This window comes from Rhizobium sp. BK650, assembly GCF_014195325.1.
Taxonomy (GTDB): domain Bacteria; phylum Pseudomonadota; class Alphaproteobacteria; order Rhizobiales; family Rhizobiaceae; genus Rhizobium.
This window is the reverse complement of the sequence record NZ_JACIBK010000011.1, coordinates 196933-213688: the sequence shown is the minus strand read 5'-3', so window position 1 is coordinate 213688 and position 16756 is coordinate 196933. Positions and strand designations below refer to the sequence as shown.

Below are 16756 nucleotides of genomic sequence, written 5' to 3'. Positions count from 1 at the left end.
CGCAACACGATATGACAAGCTCATGCTCAACTTCGCCGCAACTTGCTACATCGCCGCCATCGTCATTTGGTGGACTTGATTGAGTCTGGAGCCTAGTCCGTTGTCTTGTCGTCGCCTGTATCGGCGACATCCTGCAGCCGAACAAACTCCGTGCCCTTGGCCTTGAGGTCAACGAGCGCCCTGGCGACGCCCTCGCCGGCCGCATGGGTCGGCTGGTTGATGTGAGAGATCACGACATCGCCGTCCTTGGCCGAGGAAATGCGTTTTTCCGTTACAGCGGCGCCGAGCAGCGAGCCGCCGTCGCCATTCACGGAATAGCCGGCGATGCGATAGCCCATGGCGCGGATCTGGCCGATGGCGGAGAGATCGTATTTGGCGGTCGAGCCGCGAAACCAATGGGGCGCAGGAATGCCAGACGCGACCATGGCCGCAGCCCCACCCTCGACCTCCTCCCGGACGGCATCAGGGGAACCGGCGGATGCGATGCCGTAAACCAGCACGGGCTTGTCGATGGCCGGAATGTGCTTTTCGCCGTGGTTTTCAAGCTCGAAAAGGTCGGGATTCTGCAGGAAGACGGCAAGGGCCTTCGGATTGCGCTTCAGCCAGCGGGCGGTGACGAAGATCGTTGCGGGAATGCGCTCGTTGACCAGGGTCGAGACGATGCGCTCATCGGCCTCGCCCATGCAGGCATCGAAGGTAATCGCGACGCGGGCATGGCCTGCGACGTTCGAGCGAGCGATATGCAAATGCGGCTCGACCAGTTTGGGACCTGCTGTGACGGCCGGTCGAGCAGGCGCAGCAGTGGGAACTTCCGCAGCGAATGCAGACGAGACAGCGGCAAGCAGCAGCGCGGAGCCAAGAAGAAGACGGTTCATGAACAATCAGATTCGGTTGATGCTTCAGCTGATGTTAAAGCAAAGAAATAAAGCGAGCGATGTGGCCTGATGCCGCCGGGCGAATGGCAGCCCGCGTCTCAATCTGCCCGCATTCCTCTGCCTGCATTGCTGTGATTGCCAGAAAAATGCGAAGTATCTGAGGCTCAGCCGAAAGCTCAATCGTAGAGATAATATTTGGTCCACTTATCTTTCGGCACCTTGTCACCGATCTTGTATTTCAGATCGCGCACATTGATGTGCTGCGGACCGGTGATGCAGGTGTAGGAGAGATGGTACCAATCGCCCTTGCTGCGGAAGACGGCGCCCGGCGCTTCCAAGCGATCGTCGCTGGGGATCGGGTCCTTGAACGTATAGGCGATCACCTTGTCCGGCTTGAAGCCGGTGCCGTCCTTGTTGATACGGCTCATGGCCTCCGTATCGCAGCTCTGTTCGAGGCGGGTGGCGGGATCGAGCTTTTCGAGCTGCGTTTTGATGGCAGGATCCACCGCATAGGAGGACGTGGCGGCAAAGCCGATGAGCGACATCAACAGGACCAGACGTTTCGGCACTGCGGAGAAACCTTTACTGTTATGCTTCTTCATATTGCCGCCAGCAGCGTGCCGGGGCTCGATGCGGGGTAATTCGCGCAACGCCAGCGGACATTCTGAAACAATGTGGTGACATCAAGGCAACGCGACGGCCATTTTGTTCCAAAACGGTTCACCCGCTGGTGCTTGATCACGGCCCGCCGTGCCTCTATCTCTTGCCCACCGATACCGCCTTTACGGAGCTTTCCTTGACCGTCTTCAAGAACCTGCCCACCCCGCCCGCCGCTGAAAAAAGGCCTGTGTCTGACACGCGCCACGGCATCACGCGCACGGACGACTACGCCTGGCTGCGGGCTGACAACTGGCAGGCCATGTTCAAGGATCCTTCCATCCTCGACCCCGCGATCCGCGCCCATCTCGAAGCCGAAAACGGTTATATGAACGCAGCGATGGAAGACACCAAGCCGCTGCAGAGGACACTGTTTGCCGAGATGCGCGGTCGCACCAAGGAAGACGACAGTTCCGTTCCGACGAAGGACGGCGCTTATGCCTATGGCACGTCTTACGTGACCGGCGGCGAGCAGCCGCGCTATTTCCGCATCCCGCGCGATGGCGACATGAAGGATGAAGCGATCCGCACCATCCTGCTCGACGGCGACAAGGAAGCCACGGGCAAGGCCTATTTCCGCCTTGCCGGCCTCGACCATTGCACCGACCACAGCCGCGGCATCTGGGGCTATGACGACAAGGGCTCGGAATTCTTCACGCTGCGGGTTCGCGATCTTTCGACGGGTGCGGATCTGCCCGATCTCATCGAGAATACGGGCGGCGGCGGGGTCTGGGCGCCCGATGGCAAGAGCTTCTTCTATTCAGCCCTCGACGAGAACCATCGTCCGTCGAAGGTTTTCCACCACATTCTCGGTACGCCGCAGAGCGAAGACCGGTTGGTTTACGAGGAAGAGGATGCTGGCTTCTTCATGGGCGTTGGGGGCTCGCTGCTCGACGACTTCATCTATATCGACATCCATGACCACGAGACCAGCGAATATAGGCTGCTTTCCACCAAGGACCTGACGGCCGAGCCGAAGCTGGTCGCCGTGCGCGAGGAAGGCATCGAATATTCGCTGACGGAAGGCGGCGATGTCTTCTATATCCTCACCAACGACGGCGGCGCCAAGGATTTCAAGATCATGGAAACGCCAGTTGACAGACCGGGCAAGGAGAACTGGCGCGAAGTGGTGCCGCATAAACCGGGCACGCTCATCATCAGCCACATGGCCTATGCCCGCCACCTGCTGTGGCTGGAGCGCAAGGACGGCCTGCCGCAGATCATGATCCGTGATCGCCGCACCGGCGAAGAACATGCGATCGCCTTCGACGAGGAAGCCTATTCGCTTGGCCTGTCGGGTGCCGCCGAATACGACACCGACGTCATCCGCTTCTCCTATTCGTCGATGACGACGCCCTCGCAGCTCTACGACTACAACATGGTCACGCGCGAGCGCACGCTCCTGAAGACGCAGGAAGTCCCGTCGGGCCACAATCCCGACGACTATATCACCCGCCGCGTCTTCGCTCCCGCCTGGGACGGCGAAAAGGTGCCGGTCACCCTGCTCTATCGCAAGGACACGCCGCTCGACGGGTCCGCACCCTGCCTGCTCTACGGCTACGGCGCCTATGGCATCACCATTCCGGCCGGCTTCAACACCAACTGCCTGTCGCTCGCCGACCGCGGCTTCGTCTATGCCATCGCCCATATCCGCGGCGGCAAGGACAAGGGCTTTGCCTGGTACGAAGACGGCAAGATGGACAAGAAGACCAATACCTTCAAGGACTTCATCGCCGCCGCTGACTATCTGAATCAGGAGAAGTTCACGTCTTACGCAAATATCATCGCAGAGGGCGGATCGGCCGGCGGCATGCTGATGGGTGCGGTTGCCAATATGGCGCCGGAGAAATTCGCCGGGATCATCGCCGCCGTTCCCTTCGTCGATGTGCTGAATACCATGCTCGACGACACGCTGCCGCTCACCCCGCCCGAATGGCCGGAATGGGGCAACCCGATTGAGAGCCGCGAAGAATACGAGCAGATCGCCGCCTATTCACCCTATGACAATGTCAGCCCCAAGGCCTATCCGCCGATCCTGGCGCTCGGCGGCCTGACCGATCCGCGCGTCACCTATTGGGAGCCGGCCAAGTGGGTCGCAAAGCTCCGCGACAAGACGACGGGCGTTGCACCCATCCTGCTGAAGACAAACATGGATGCCGGCCATGGCGGCGCCTCCGGGCGCTTCCAGAGATTGGAAGAGATCGCGTTCGAATATGCGTTCGCGATCAAGGTGGCAGACAAAATGTAAGATTCGACCGGATGTGCCGTCTGCGGACGGCACTCCGTTCAGAGGAGGAGGAATGTCCGTCTATATCGCCCTGCTCCGCGCCGTGAATGTCGGCGGCACAGGCTCCTTGCCAATGGCCGAGCTGAAGACGATGTGTGAAGGTCTCGGCTTTGCGGACGTGAAGACCTACATCCAGAGCGGCAATGTTCTGTTCCGCTCGGACGAGGCCGAAAAAGCCGTCGAGGAAAAACTCGATGCGGCTCTCGGACAGAAGATGGGCAAGCGGCCGGGCGTGATGGTGCGCAGCCGTAAAGAGCTCGACGACATTATAGCCAGTGTACCCTTTGCTGAGGCCAAACCGAACTTTTTGCTCATCTACTTTCTGCCGCAAGCGGCACCCAAAGATGCGCTGGACCAAATGGTGGGGCCTGATGGGGAGGAAGCGAAGCTCGCCGGCCGCGAGATCTACGTCCACTATCCCATCGGCTCCGGCCGCTCGAAGTTGAAGCTGCCGGCGCTAAAAGCCGGCACCTCCCGCAATCTCAATACCGTGCGCAAGTTGGCCGAGATGGCAGCTGAGATGGAAAACAAATAGAGCATTTTCGTTTTCCTTCGAGTCACGCAAATGCTCTATCTCTTTGTTTTCACGCAATTCCGGACGCAAAACCGCGGCGCACTTTGCTGGAACTGCTTTAAGGCTGTCCACTGCCGCCTGCTGCGCCATAGATCTGGCCGTTTGCATAGCTTGCGTCAGCAGCGGCAAGTTGCACATAGATCGACGCAAGTTCGGCCGGTTGGCCGGGTCGTCCAAGCGGCGTGTTGCCGCCGAATTTGACCAGCTTTTCCTGCGTCTGGCCGCCACTGACCTGCAGCGGCGTCCAGATCGGCCCGGGTGCGACGCCATTCACGCGAATGCCCTTCGGCCCCAGTTGCTTGGCCATCGATTTGGTGAAATTCATCATCGCTGCCTTGGTCATGGCGTAATCGACCAGATTGGGCGAGGGATCGTAGGCCTGTTCCGACGTCGTCTGGATGATCGCCGATCCCTCACGCAAGTGAGGCAACGCCGCCTTTGTCAGCCAGAACATCGCATAGATATTGGTCTTCATCGTCGCATCGAAATCCTCGTTGGACATATCGGCGAGCGACTGACGCTGCTGCTGGCGCCCGGCATTGTTGACGAGAATATCGAGTCCGCCGAGCTGGCGCACAGTTTCGGCGACGATCTTCCGGCAATAGTCTTCATCCCTGAGATCGCCGGGAAGTGCGAGGCCGATACGCCCTTCCTTTTTAATCAGCTCGATCACCTCCCGTGCATCGGGCTCCTCGTCCGGAAGATAGCTGATTGCCACGTCGGCCCCTTCGCGGGCATAGGCAATGGCCGCAGCGCGACCCATGCCGGAATCGCCACCGGTGATCAGCGCCTTGCGGCCCTTGAGACGGCCGCTGCCCTGATAACTCGTCTCGCCGTGGTCAGGCTTCGGCTCCATGTCGCGGGCAAGCCCCGGAAATGGCTGGGTCTGCGACGGAAAAGGCGGCTTCGGAAATTTGCCACGCGGATCATGGAGGGTTTTGTCGTTGCTGATGGGGCTGTCCATTGCGTGCTCTCCCTTCGGTTTGCGCTGCGGGGCATAACAGCGCAGGCACCTATCGGTTCCCTGCCAGGAGAGACATGCGGCGCTTTAGCTTCTGGCTGCGGCGCCTTTTGCCTGCTTGCCTTTGTACCCGCTGATCTCCTCGCCGGCAGTCGGCGAGAAGCGCAGATTCCAGAAGGTGGCGCAGATCGAGATCAGCGCGACGACCATGAAGGCGGCCGAGAAATCGCCAAGTTCGGGCGTTTCGACGCCGTTGAGGGCCATGGAACCGTGCAGCGCCAGCGCGCCAATGCAGATGCCGAGCGAAAGCATGAGTTGCTGGAACGTCGTGTAGAAGCTTGTTGCCGAGCTCATGCGCTCCTGACCGATCTCGTCATAGGCGATCGTGTTATAGGCCGTGAACTGGAACGACATGAAGAAGGCGCTCAGCACCAGAGCGATGAAGATCAGCGGCATCGGCCAGTCCGGCCGGAAGGCGGCACAGAGCCCGTAGCCGACCGTGCCGAGGATACCGTTTATGATCAGGCTTTTGCGGAAACCGACGCGGCGGAAGAAGGCTCTAGCCAACGGCTTCATGAACAGCGCGCCGAGCGCCGTGGAAATGACGATCTGGCCCGCTGCGGCAGCCGAAAGCCCGAAGCCGATCTGGAAGAGCAGCGGCAGCAGGAAGGGCTGCGCGCCCTGCGTGATCCGGGTCAGCGAACCGGCAACGACCGATGTGCCGAAGCTCGGCACCTTCATCAGCGAAAAATCCATGATCGGCGCCGGATGCCTGCGGGCATGGCGCAGATAGGCAATGCCGAAAAGCAGGCCTGTCGCGATGAGGAAGATCGACAACGATCCCAGCCCCTCATGGCTCGACAGCTCGAAACCGAAGAGCAGCGAGCCGAGCGAAATGCCCGAGAGGATGAAGCCGATCGTGTCGAAGGGGCCGGTGGCCTTGCCCTTTATCTCGTCGATATAGATCGAGACGAATATCATGCCGATGATACCGATCGGCACGTTGATGTAGAAGATCCAGCGCCAATCAAGATAGGTGACGATGAAACCGCCGAGCGGCGGTCCGACGATCGGGCCGATCAGCGCCGGCACCAGAAGCCAGGACATGGCGCTGACCATATCCTTGCGGTCGACGCTGCGCATCAAAACAAGGCGGCCGACGGGCATCATCATGGCGCCGCCAATACCCTGCAAGAGGCGGGCGAGCACCAGAAACGGCAAGGTCGGCGCGAGGGCGCAAAGGATCGAGCCGACCACGAAGACGGCGATAGCCGAGCGGAAGACCGTGCGGGAACCGAAGCTGTCGGCCATGCGACCGCTGGCCGGAATGAAGATCGCCAGACTGAGCAGGTAAGAGGTCAATGCGATCGACATCGCCGGGGCGCCGACGCCGAAATCGCGCGCCATCGTCGGCAGTGCTGTCGCCAGCACGGTTGCGTCGACGTTTTCCATCAGCATAGCACTCGCGACAATCATCGCGATCACCCGGAAATTGGGTGCCGCGCGCCGAACCATCGGCGCATGATAAATCTGATCCGACATCGTCAGGGATCACTCGCAGTGGCGCGGCTAAGCGCACGGGCGACAGGGCCGCAGGGGATGACATGGCAATGATGCCAAGGGGGGATGACTGGCTATACGCCTGCAATCATGGCAGCGCTATGTCTTTTATGGCAAATCTGCTTTGACGAGAGGTAAAAACAGATCACCATTCCTTGCATTGTCTTGCTCTTCGTGAAGAGACGATTTGGGACCGAAATCGACTTGCGTCGCCTCGCCTGCAGCCCTACCTATTAGCCATGACCTCCGCCCTGCAGAAAAACCGGCCGGACGCGGCCTTTTCATTCGACAACAGCTACGTGCACCTGCCGCAGAATTTCTTTTCCCTGCAGGCGCCGACGCAGGTCGCGGAGCCATGGCTCATCAAGCTCAACGAGCCGCTGGCCGAAGAATTGGGGCTTGATCTCGACATTTTGAAACGTGACGGCGCGGCGATCTTTTCGGGCAATCTCATCCCCGATGGCGCCGAACCGCTGGCGATGGCCTATTCCGGCCACCAGTTCGGTCAGTTCGTGCCGCTGCTCGGCGACGGACGCGCGATCCTCCTCGGGGAGGTGATCGACCGGAACGGAGAGCGTCGCGACATCCAGCTCAAAGGTGCGGGACAGACGCCCTTCTCCCGCCGCGGCGACGGGCGGGCAGCCCTCGGCCCGGTCCTGCGCGAGTATATCGTCAGCGAAGCGATGTTTGCGCTCGGCATTCCGGCGACACGGGCGCTGGCAGCCGTGTTGACCGGCGAAAGTGTCAGGCGTGAGGATATTTTGCCGGGCGCAGTCTTCACGCGCGTGGCGGCAAGCCATATCCGCGTCGGCACCTTCCAGTATCTGGCCGCGACCGGTGACGAGAATGGTATCAAGGCGCTGGCCGACCATGTGATCGAACGGCACTATCCCGCGCTGAAGGCCGCGGAAAATCCCTATCTCGCCCTCTATGAGGCAGTCTGCGACCGACAGGCGGCGCTGATTGCCCGCTGGCTGCAGGTCGGCTTTATCCATGGGGTGATGAATACCGACAATATGACGATATCAGGCGAGACGATCGATTTCGGCCCCTGCGCCTTCATGGACAGCTACGATCCGATGACGGTCTTCTCCTCGATCGACCAGCACGGGCGTTATGCCTATGCCAACCAACCGGGTATCGGGCAATGGAACCTGGCGCGCCTCGGCGAGGCGCTGCTGCCACTGATCGATACCGACAAAGACAAGGCGATCGAGCACGCCAACGCCATCATCAAGGCCTATGGCGAGCGTTTTCACTCCTATTGGCTGCAAGGCATGCGCGGCAAGATCGGTCTTGTTTCTGCCGAAGACGGCGATCTGGAACTCATCCAGGCGCTGCTGGCGCTGATGCAGGCACAGGGTGCGGATTTTACGCTGACGTTCCGGCGCCTGTCGGCTGTTGCAGGCGACGAGGCGGCTGAGGCCGTATTCGCATCGACCTTCCGCGAGCCTGCTGCCACCACCGAATGGCTGACGCGCTGGCGTGACCGGCTTTCGCGCAATCCGCAGACCCCCAGTGATCGGGCTGCCACGATGAAGCAGGCCAACCCGGCCTTCATTCCGCGCAACCACCGCGTCGAGCAGGCAATCGAGGCCGCCGTAGAGGATGGCGATTTCTCGCTGTTCGAGGCGCTGCTATCGGTGCTTTCGAAGCCATTTGAGGAGCAGCCGCCATTCGCGGCCTATATGGATCCGCCGAAGCCCGAGGAGCGGGTGCTCCAGACCTTCTGCGGAACCTGATTTCAGCCAATCCCCTATCAACTGGCCCATACTCATTGGAGATAGTGATGACCGACCTTCTCGACATACCGGTCAAGACCGTTCAGGGTCGCGAGACGACGCTCAACGAATATCGCGGTCAGGTGCTGCTCATCGTCAACGTCGCCTCCAAATGCGGGCTGACGGTTCAGTATGAAGGCCTGGAAAAGCTCTATGCCGACAAGCGCGAGAGAGGCTTCGTCATCGCCGGCTTCCCGGCCAACGACTTCAAGGGTCAGGAGCCGGGCACGGATGCGGAAATCATGGATTTCTGCACCAGCACCTTCGGCGTCGATTTTCCGATGTTCTCCAAGATTTCGGTCAAAGGGCCGGACAAGCACCCGCTCTACAAGAACCTGACGAGCTCCGGCGTGGAAACGACCGGCGAAGGGCCGATGCGCGAGCGGCTGAAGGGCGCCGGCCTTGCCGGCGACGACAACGAAATCCTCTGGAACTTTGAAAAATTCCTCGTCGGCCGCAATGGCAAGGTCGTCGCCCGCTTCGCTCCTGACGTGACGGCGGACGATAGTCGTCTCGTCTCCGCGATCGACCGCGAGCTTGCGAAAACGCACTAGCATGCCAGTTTCAACTGCCGCCAATTGCCACGGTTGAAAGGCACACCTCCCGCTCTATCTGCCTGATCGGCGTATATTTTTCGCCGTCCTCCGATCCGGCTAACCAGCGGGAGATTGCTTTATGGCGATTGTCATTACCTCCATTCTCTTCATCATTTTCGGACTGGCGCTTGGCACCGGCGGGCTTTGGCTCGTCACGCTCGGCGGCAGCGTTTTCTATCTCTTTGCGGGGCTGATGTTCCTGCTGACGGCGGGCCTGCTGCTCCTGCGCAAGGCGGTGGCGCTCTGGGTCTATGCGGCGCTCGTGGTCGCAGCGCTCGTCTGGGCGATCTGGGAGGTGGGGTTCGACTGGTGGCAGCTCGGCCCGCGCGGCGGAGTAATCATCCTCTTTGGGCTCTGGCTGCTGACGCCCTGGATCCGCCGGCCGCTCGGTTTCCGCAGCCCGACCGGCACTTATTACGGCGCCAATCCCTGGCCGCTTGCCATTCCGGTCATCGCCGCCATCATCGTCGCCGTCTATTCGATGACCACGGATCCGCATGACCTCGCCGGCGACCTGCCGACACAGGCATCCGCCGCGACGCCTGCCTTCGGCGGCAATGTGCCTGATGGCGAATGGCACCAATATGGCCGCACGCCTTACGGCCAGCGTTATTCGCCGCTCGATCAGATCAACGTGCAGAATGTTTCGACCCTGAAAGAGGTCTGGCGCTATCAGACCGGTGATGTGAAGCGGCCCGATGACGTCAGCGAGACCACCTATCAGGTAACGCCGCTGAAAGTGGGCAATACGCTTTATCTCTGCACGCCGCACAATTGGGCCATCGCGCTCGATGCCAAGACCGGGCAGCAGAAGTGGAAATATGACGCCAATTCCGGCATGAACCCGAACCGGCAGCACCAGACCTGCCGCGGCGTGACCTATTACAGCGATGCCGCAACACCGGCCGGACAGCCCTGCAAGGAGCGAGTCTACCTGCCGACTTCGGATGCACGGCTGATTGCGCTCGATGCCGCCAACGGACAGGTCTGCACAAGCTTTGCGGAACAGGGGGTGCTGCAGCTGCAGACCGGCATGCAGTATAATCCGGCCGGTTATTATTACTCCACCTCGCCGCCTGTCGCTGTCGCCGGCAAGCTCATCATCGGCGGGGCCGTCAACGACAACTACTCGACACAGGAACAGTCGGGCGTCATCCGCGCCTATGATATCAACAGCGGCGCATTGCTGTGGAACTGGGATTCCGGCAATCCGGACCAGACGACGCCGCTGCCCGAAGGGCAACATTACACGACCAATTCGCCGAACAGCTGGTCGGTCTTCAGCGCCGATGAACAGCTCGGTATGGTCTATATCCCGCTTGGCAACCAGGTGCCGGACCAGCTCGGCATGAACCGCAGCGAGAATGTCGAAAAATTCTCCTCCTCGGTGGTAGCGCTCGATATCAATACGGGCCAGCTGCGCTGGGTGCAGCAATTCGTCCATCACGATCTCTGGGACATGGACGTGCCGGCACAGCCGGTGCTGCTCGACCTGACCAAGCCGGACGGTACGGCGGTTCCGGCGCTGGTAGCACCCACCAAGCAGGGTGATATTTACGTGCTCGACCGGCGCACGGGCCAGCCGATCATTCCCTTCAAGGAGATTCCGGCGCCAGGTGGAGCGATCCCTGAAGATCATACCGCGCCGATGCAGCCGATCTCTGATCTCACCTTCTCGCCGGAGCCCTTGCAAGAAAAGGACATGTGGGGTGTCTCGCTGTTCGACCAGCTTGTCTGCCGCATCGATTTCCACCGCTATAAATATGAAGGCCGCTACACGCCGCCCTCATTGCAGGGGACAATCGTCTATCCCGGCAATTTCGGTACCTTCAACTGGGGATCGATTGCGGTCGACCCTGAACGGCAGGTGATGTTCGGTATGCCAACCTACCTCGCCTTCACCTCGCGCCTGGTGCCGGCGGCCGATATTCCGCCGCGCGGGCAGGACGAGAAGGGCAGCGAACAGGGCCTCAACCGGAATGACGGGGCGCCCTATGGCGTGTTCATGGGCCCCTTCCTCGGACCTCTGAAGATCCCCTGCCAGGCGCCGCCTTGGGGCTATGTCGCCGGCGTGGACCTCCGCACCGGCCGTATCGCCTATATGCACAAGAACGGTACGGTGCATGACATGACGCCGCTGCCCCTGCCCTTCAAGGTCGGCGTGCCAGGCATCGGCGGGCCCATGATGACCAAGGGCGGCGTCGCCTTCCTGGGTGCGGCTGTCGACAACTACCTGCGCGCCTATGACGTGACGAACGGACGGCAGCTCTGGGAAGCCCGGCTTCCGGCCGGCGGTCAGGCGACACCGATGACCTATAAGACCGACGACAACAAACAATATGTCGTCATGGTCGCCGGCGGGCATGGTTCAGTCGGCACCAAGCCCGGCGATTATGTGATCGCCTACACGCTGCCGTAGTGCTGCCTGAGGCGAACACAAGTTCCAGGCAGGTTTGACCGCTCATGTTGCTACCGATTTTTCAGGGGGATTTTTTCATGGAAATCGGTAGCAGCCTTTCAATTTATTCCGGCCTCGGCTCACTTTTCGAGCAGGGGAAATCCAAGAACAAACAAATCGACGAATTCAGCGGCAGCACGCGCAGTCAATCCGGCGCCGGCTTGCAGCCGAGCACGACACCGCCGTCGATCGCCAACACGATGTGGGCGGTGCAGGCCGGCAACGAGGCCTATATCAATCCGCCGTCCAATAAGGAGGCGACGATCAAGGAGGCAAATAAACGCGTGGCTGCTGAATTCAGCAAATGGAGCAGCATGACGCCGGAAGAATTCATCCGCGCGCGTTATCTGGCGGCACACAATCTCACAGAGGACGACCTCAAGGCCATGTCCCCGGACGATCGCGCTGCAGTCGAGAAAGAGATTGCCGAACAGATCAAGCGCGAACTTGCGGGTGTCGAAGATAGCGGAGACGGCAACAAGGGATCTGCCGCTGCGCAATCGGCGGGCACGCAGGCCGCCGGCGAAACAGCCAGCTGATTCCAACGCAAGTTCAAAAGCCGCGGGCAGCTATGCTGCGCCGCGGCTTTTTATCGAACGATATCCAGCTTACTCGATCCGACGGCAGCGAGAGATCCTGGAAAATCAGGCTAGCTCCCTACACCATCTCCGCGATCATCTCACCGATTTCGGCGAAGACCGGGTTGAACTCATCCATCCTCGCAGTCGTTTCCGCCAGATAGACGGCTGCGACGATCGGGCCGCGGTTGGGCGGCCAGATGATGGCAATATCGCCGGCCGCACCGTTATCGCCCGTTCCGGTCTTGTCGCCGATCTTCCAGTCGGACGGCAAGCCTGCTCGCAGGCGCGCGCCGCCTGTCGTATTGCCCACCATCCAGTCGACCAGCTGATTTGCGGAGGTTTCCGAAAGAACCGAGCCGAGAGCGATATTGCCGAGCGTATCGAGCATGGCATCCGGCGTCGTGGTGTCGCGCGCATCCCCTTTTGCCGCCTCGTTCAGCGCAGTTTCCATGCGGTCAAGCCTGGTCGTGCCGTCGCCGATGGACCGGAGCCAATCCGTGAGCGCGGCCGGGCCGCCAAAGCTTTCGAGCATCAGGTTGCCGGCCGTGTTGTCGCTGAGCGTAATGCCGGCCTTGCAGATCTCGGCCATCGTCATACCTTCGCCGCCGGCGTGCTTTTCGGTCTCCGGGGAATAGGTGACGAGCTTTTCCTTGCCGTAAGTGACGCGCCGGTCGAGTTTTTCGTCGCCCTTGTCGACGCGGGCGAGCACCAGGCCGGCGGCGAGGACCTTGAAGGTGCTGCACATGGCGAAGGGCTCGCTGCTGCGATAGCCGAAGGAGATGTTCGTGTCGCTGTCGAGGACGGAGACCCCGAGACGCCCGCCGATGCGCGCTTCCAGCGCCGCAAGCCGCTTGTCGATATCGTCATTCTGCTGCTCAGCGCGCACGCGGCGGGCAAGGCTCAGCGCAGGCAGCAGCAAGGCGGAACCGATAAAGCTGCGGCGGGTGAGGCTGTGATTCATGAAGACCTCCGGGGAATCGGGATCATAGGCGTAAGACCCGATTGCGGCGGCATCTCGGCTTTTGGGCGGGATCAGGCGGCGCGCGTGACTTCCACCGTCACATGCGACAACTCATCCAGGCTCGCGAGCCTCTCCTTGTAGAAGGCCGTGTCGCGCGGCTGCGGCGTCAGTACCGCGACGATCGCCGCGTGATGGCCGGGGCCGACCTGCCAGACATGCAGATCGGTGATGCGATCGCCATCGCCTTCGATCGCGCCGCGGATCTCATCCGGCAGCCTTTCCCCTTCGGAGAGCACGTCGAGCAGCACGGCGCCTGACGATTTCATCAGCCCCCAGGACCATTGCGCAATGATGAGAGCGCCGACGATGCCCATCAGCGGATCGAGCCAGAGCCAGCCATAAAGGCTGCCGAAGGTGAGTGCGGCGATGGCGAGCACCGAGGTCAATGCGTCGGCGATGACATGCATATAGGCGGAGCGGATATTGTTATCCGCGTGGCCATGCTCGTGGCTGTGGTGATGATGGTGATGGTGGTCATGCCCGTGTGCGTGAGTATGTCCATGGCCGTGATGACCGTGGCCGCCGCCGCCGCTCAACAGCCAGGCGCTGACAAGGTTGACGGCAAGACCGATGACGGCCACGGCAATCGCCTGGCTAAAACTGATCGGCACGGGCGACGTGATGCGCAGGAAACTTTCCCAGCCCATCAGCAGCGCGATCATCGCCAGAATGATGGCACTCGCAAAGCCGGCGAGATCGCCGAGCTTGCCGGTGCCGAAGGTGAAACGGGGGTTGCGGGCCTGTTTGCGGGCGAAGAGATAGGCGAGCGCGGAAATGAGCAACGCGCTGGCATGGGTGGACATGTGCCAGCCGTCGGCCACCAGGGCCATCGATCCATAAATCGTACCGGCGGCGATTTCGACCACCATCATGACGGCCGTCAGCGCGATCACCAGCCAGATGCGGCGTTCGTTCCGGGCATGATCCTGCCCAAGGAAGACATGCTCATGTCCGTGTGCATTAGTTCCGGCACCCATTGCCAGCTCCTTATCGAGATCGATCCGGCTCAGCGGATATAGGTTCGCAAGACTTCCGATATTTCCTCGACCGCTTCCGCCCTCGCCTTCTCGTCAGCGGCCTGCAGCACATGTTCGTGCAGATGATCGTCCAGCACCTCGCCTGTCAGCCCTGTCAGCGCGCCGCGCACGGAGGCGAGGAGCTGCAATATCTCGCCGCAAGGACGCTCGGCTTCCAGCGCGCGCTCGACGGCCACGAGCTGGCCGCGGAGGCGGCTGACACGGGCGATGAGCTTCTTCTTCTGGTGGGTCGTGTGGGACATGATCGTCTCTATTTAGGATAGGGGGGTATACTATATTGCTTTGCCGAAAGGCGAAAGTGACAAGGCGACGCATCTCACAGATTTCGAACACTGTCCCGTCCGAACTCATGCCGCCTGATCTGCCATTGACAAACGAACGGTTTCGGAGAATGTATGGCGCATGATCGACAACGCGCACCATAACCGCTCGTATTTTTGGCTGTACCTGTAAAGGGCGGCCAAGACAGATCATAATGTCAACAAGCCGCCGTCAGGCGGCTTTGTTGTATCGGCAGCGTCCTGACGGCATAGACCTCGAAAAGGACGCGAAGACCATGCTTGAAATAGAAGACAGCGAAATATCGCTCATGCGCCCGCCGGTCGTGACGATCCGCGCCGCCAAACCTCGGGACATCGCCGAACTTCACGAGATGATCGGCCTGCTTGCCGCCCATCACGGCGATATTTCCGCCTCGACGCCGGAACAGCTCGAACGCGATCTCTTCGGCCCGACGCCCTGGATTTCGGCTCTTGTCGCCGAAGGCAACGAGGGACTGATCGGCTACGCCATCCTCGTTCCGCTCTACCGGGCGCAGGAAGGCAAGCGCGGCATGGATCTTCATCACCTTTTCGTGCGCGACGGCCATCGCGGCCATGGCACGGGCCAGCTTCTCGTCGACCGCGCCCGCGAAACGGCCCGCATTGCAGGCTGCGATTACCTCTCCGTCAGTGCCGCGACCGGCAATCTCAAGGCGCACCGCTTCTACGAGCAGATGGACTTCACCCCTCGCCCAGTCACCGGCATGCGCTATATGCAGGCTTTGTCGTGAGCGGCGCCAGCCGCTCGGCCATCTTGCAAGGGAGGAAGGCATGACCCGACTGGCGGTGGTTCTGACCGACGGCTTCGCAGACTGGGAAGTGGGGCAGCTTGCTGCCTCCGCCCGCACCCATTTTGGTTTCGACGTGGTGACGGCAAGTCCCGGCGGCGAAGAAGTGCGTTCCATGGGCGGCATGCGGGTGGCCCCCGATACGGTGGCCGAAAACCTTCATGGCGATGCTTTCGATGCGCTCGTCATCTGCGGCGGCACGATCTGGGAAACTGAAAAGGCGCCCGACCTTTCGCCCGTCATCAACGATTTCATCACGCGCGGCAAACTCACCGCAGCGATCTGCGGCGGGACGCTGGCGCTGGCGCGCGCCGGGGTTTTGAACGACATCGCGCATACCAGCAACGCGCCCGATTTCATCGCCAGCGCCAAGGGCTATCGCGGCCAGGCGCACTACCGCGACGGGCCGCACGCCGTGCGCTCGGACATGATCGTGACCGCGCCCGGCTCGGCCCCCATCACCTTTACCGCGGAAATCTTTCGTGCTCTCGGCTTCGGCAGCGAAGAGCTCGATACGTATGTGCAAATTTTCGGCGCGGAGCATCAGCCGAAGGCCGCTTGATCCTCACCGAGCAAACCGATCACCTCGGCCGTCGTGCGCACATCGCCGAAACTGCGATAGACCGAGTAGAGCGCCATATTGTGATCGATATCTCGCCGCGCGGCATTCGCATCGGCCAGCATCACGACCCGAAAGCCGCTGGAGCAGGCATCGCGCGCTGAGGATTCACAACAGATATTGGTCAGTGTGCCCGTTATGAGTGCCGTATCGACGCCGCGCGATTTCAGCATGGCCGCGAGCGGTGCGCTTTCTGGATGAAAGGCGCTGTAGGAGCTTTTCTCGATCAGGAGATCCTGCGGTTCGGGGACGAAGTCCGGTGCGAGCCGGCCGTCGATCGGCCCGTCGCCGCCCGAAGTGCGGTAAAGTTCGGCAATCGTGTCACCAAAGAATTCACGCGCCAGCTCCGGATGGTTGTGCCGCGGTGCCGGCACCACCCAGACAACCACCCCGCCGCACTTGCGCACCGCAGCAACAAGTGCCTGGATGTTCGCGACTATGCCTTCGGCATAGCTGCCCGGCGTGACGAAAAAAGGGATCATGTCGATCACGACGAGCGCGGTCCTTGCGGGCACCAGATGCGTAAACGCAAAACGCCGGCCGCGGCGCTCTTCCTGACGGGCATATTCACGCGCTTCGATCTGCCAGTCGTGCCGTTTCAAGACCGCCATCCGTTCCAAAGAATAGAGATTAGAGATTGA

16 protein-coding genes are annotated in these 16756 nt (G+C 61.0%); 8 read left to right on the top strand and 8 right to left on the bottom strand.

What is annotated here, in order from left to right; genetic code table 11:
- Window positions 1-92: 92 nt before the first annotated feature.
- Both FHX15_RS24130 and FHX15_RS24125 read right to left on the bottom strand, forming a co-directional pair.
- Complete coding sequence (locus tag FHX15_RS24130) at window positions 93-875, bottom strand: polysaccharide deacetylase family protein (RefSeq protein WP_184400890.1); 783 nt, start codon at window positions 873-875, stop codon at window positions 93-95.
- Between the two features lie 176 nt (window positions 876-1051).
- The gene (locus FHX15_RS24125) at window positions 1052-1444 is read right to left on the bottom strand and encodes a DUF930 domain-containing protein (protein WP_184400903.1); all 393 of its coding nucleotides are present in this window, start codon (window positions 1442-1444) and stop codon (window positions 1052-1054) included.
- Window positions 1445-1671: 227 nt separating this feature from the next.
- On the opposite strand from FHX15_RS24125, the gene FHX15_RS24120 reads away from it, so the two are divergent.
- Both FHX15_RS24120 and FHX15_RS24115 read left to right on the top strand, forming a co-directional pair.
- Entirely contained in the window at window positions 1672-3780 is a 2109-nt protein-coding gene (locus FHX15_RS24120) for a S9 family peptidase (protein ID WP_184400889.1), read from the top strand.
- 52 nt (window positions 3781-3832) lie between these two features.
- On the top strand, window positions 3833-4354 hold the full coding sequence (locus FHX15_RS24115) for a DUF1697 domain-containing protein (RefSeq protein ID WP_184400888.1): 522 nt from the start codon (window positions 3833-3835) through the stop codon (window positions 4352-4354).
- 97 nt (window positions 4355-4451) lie between these two features.
- Here the strand turns inward: FHX15_RS24115 and FHX15_RS24110 are convergent, their stop codons facing one another.
- Both FHX15_RS24110 and FHX15_RS24105 read right to left on the bottom strand, forming a co-directional pair.
- A complete protein-coding gene (locus FHX15_RS24110) occupies window positions 4452-5357 on the bottom strand; it encodes an SDR family oxidoreductase (protein ID WP_184400887.1) in 906 nt (301 codons plus the stop codon).
- Window positions 5358-5441: 84 nt separating this feature from the next.
- A complete protein-coding gene (locus FHX15_RS24105) occupies window positions 5442-6896 on the bottom strand; it encodes an MDR family MFS transporter (protein ID WP_184400886.1) in 1455 nt (484 codons plus the stop codon).
- A 257-nt stretch (window positions 6897-7153) separates the two neighbouring features.
- Here FHX15_RS24105 and FHX15_RS24100 point away from each other — a divergent pair, with 257 nt between their 5' ends.
- The 4 genes from FHX15_RS24100 to FHX15_RS24085 all read left to right on the top strand — a co-directional run bounded on the left by FHX15_RS24100 (window position 7154) and on the right by FHX15_RS24085 (window position 12288).
- Complete coding sequence (locus FHX15_RS24100; protein WP_184400885.1) at window positions 7154-8656, top strand: protein adenylyltransferase SelO; 1503 nt, start codon at window positions 7154-7156, stop codon at window positions 8654-8656.
- Between the two features lie 47 nt (window positions 8657-8703).
- A complete protein-coding gene (locus FHX15_RS24095) occupies window positions 8704-9249 on the top strand; it encodes a glutathione peroxidase (protein WP_184400884.1) in 546 nt (181 codons plus the stop codon).
- Between the two features lie 121 nt (window positions 9250-9370).
- Window positions 9371-11710, top strand: coding sequence for a glucose/quinate/shikimate family membrane-bound PQQ-dependent dehydrogenase (locus FHX15_RS24090; protein ID WP_184400883.1), 2340 nt, complete (start codon window positions 9371-9373; stop codon window positions 11708-11710).
- Window positions 11711-11787: 77 nt separating this feature from the next.
- Window positions 11788-12288, top strand: a complete 501-nt coding sequence (locus FHX15_RS24085; RefSeq protein ID WP_246779050.1) for a hypothetical protein — start codon at window positions 11788-11790, stop codon at window positions 12286-12288.
- Between the two features lie 118 nt (window positions 12289-12406).
- On the opposite strand, the gene bla is transcribed toward FHX15_RS24085, so the two are convergent.
- From bla to dmeR, 3 genes are all read right to left on the bottom strand, one after another.
- Window positions 12407-13291: a class A beta-lactamase gene (gene bla, locus FHX15_RS24080; RefSeq protein WP_184400882.1), complete on the bottom strand. Its 885-nt coding sequence runs from the start codon at window positions 13289-13291 to the stop codon at window positions 12407-12409.
- A 71-nt stretch (window positions 13292-13362) separates the two neighbouring features.
- Complete coding sequence (gene dmeF, locus FHX15_RS24075; protein WP_184400881.1) at window positions 13363-14328, bottom strand: CDF family Co(II)/Ni(II) efflux transporter DmeF; 966 nt, start codon at window positions 14326-14328, stop codon at window positions 13363-13365.
- 29 nt (window positions 14329-14357) lie between these two features.
- Window positions 14358-14630 carry a Ni(II)/Co(II)-sensing transcriptional repressor DmeR gene (gene dmeR / locus FHX15_RS24070; protein ID WP_184400880.1) on the bottom strand — a complete coding sequence of 91 codons (273 nt, stop codon included), beginning with the start codon at window positions 14628-14630 and terminating at the stop codon, window positions 14358-14360.
- A gap of 314 nt (window positions 14631-14944) precedes the next feature.
- On the opposite strand from dmeR, the gene FHX15_RS24065 reads away from it, so the two are divergent.
- Both FHX15_RS24065 and FHX15_RS24060 read left to right on the top strand, forming a co-directional pair.
- Window positions 14945-15439 carry a GNAT family N-acetyltransferase gene (locus tag FHX15_RS24065; RefSeq protein ID WP_184400879.1) on the top strand — a complete coding sequence of 165 codons (495 nt, stop codon included), beginning with the start codon at window positions 14945-14947 and terminating at the stop codon, window positions 15437-15439.
- 40 nt (window positions 15440-15479) lie between these two features.
- Window positions 15480-16058: a type 1 glutamine amidotransferase family protein gene (locus tag FHX15_RS24060; protein WP_184400878.1), complete on the top strand. Its 579-nt coding sequence runs from the start codon at window positions 15480-15482 to the stop codon at window positions 16056-16058.
- On the opposite strand, the gene FHX15_RS24055 is transcribed toward FHX15_RS24060, so the two are convergent.
- A complete protein-coding gene (locus FHX15_RS24055; protein WP_184400877.1) occupies window positions 16040-16726 on the bottom strand; it encodes an isochorismatase family cysteine hydrolase in 687 nt (228 codons plus the stop codon). The two genes, FHX15_RS24060 and FHX15_RS24055, sit on opposite strands and share 19 nt — an antisense overlap.
- Between the last annotated feature and the right edge of the window lie 30 nt (window positions 16727-16756).

Bases quoted from the DNA above. Each gene is read 5' to 3' on its own strand.
- FHX15_RS24065 (WP_184400879.1), top strand. From the start codon at position 14,945: ATGCTTGAAATAGAAGACAGCGAAATATCGCTCATGCGCCCGCCGGTC.
- bla (WP_184400882.1), bottom strand. From the start codon at position 13,291: ATGAATCACAGCCTCACCCGCCGCAGCTTTATCGGTTCCGCCTTGCTG.
- FHX15_RS24100 (WP_184400885.1), top strand. From the start codon at position 7,154: ATGACCTCCGCCCTGCAGAAAAACCGGCCGGACGCGGCCTTTTCATTC.
- FHX15_RS24110 (WP_184400887.1), bottom strand. From the start codon at position 5,357: ATGGACAGCCCCATCAGCAACGACAAAACCCTCCATGATCCGCGTGGC.
- FHX15_RS24055 (WP_184400877.1), bottom strand. From the start codon at position 16,726: ATGGCGGTCTTGAAACGGCACGACTGGCAGATCGAAGCGCGTGAATAT.
- dmeR (WP_184400880.1), bottom strand. From the start codon at position 14,630: ATGTCCCACACGACCCACCAGAAGAAGAAGCTCATCGCCCGTGTCAGC.
- FHX15_RS24090 (WP_184400883.1), top strand. From the start codon at position 9,371: ATGGCGATTGTCATTACCTCCATTCTCTTCATCATTTTCGGACTGGCG.
- dmeF (WP_184400881.1), bottom strand. From the start codon at position 14,328: ATGGGTGCCGGAACTAATGCACACGGACATGAGCATGTCTTCCTTGGG.
- FHX15_RS24060 (WP_184400878.1), top strand. From the start codon at position 15,480: ATGACCCGACTGGCGGTGGTTCTGACCGACGGCTTCGCAGACTGGGAA.
- FHX15_RS24115 (WP_184400888.1), top strand. From the start codon at position 3,833: ATGTCCGTCTATATCGCCCTGCTCCGCGCCGTGAATGTCGGCGGCACA.
- FHX15_RS24095 (WP_184400884.1), top strand. From the start codon at position 8,704: ATGACCGACCTTCTCGACATACCGGTCAAGACCGTTCAGGGTCGCGAG.
- FHX15_RS24105 (WP_184400886.1), bottom strand. From the start codon at position 6,896: ATGTCGGATCAGATTTATCATGCGCCGATGGTTCGGCGCGCGGCACCC.
- FHX15_RS24130 (WP_184400890.1), bottom strand. From the start codon at position 875: ATGAACCGTCTTCTTCTTGGCTCCGCGCTGCTGCTTGCCGCTGTCTCG.
- FHX15_RS24085 (WP_246779050.1), top strand. From the start codon at position 11,788: ATGGAAATCGGTAGCAGCCTTTCAATTTATTCCGGCCTCGGCTCACTT.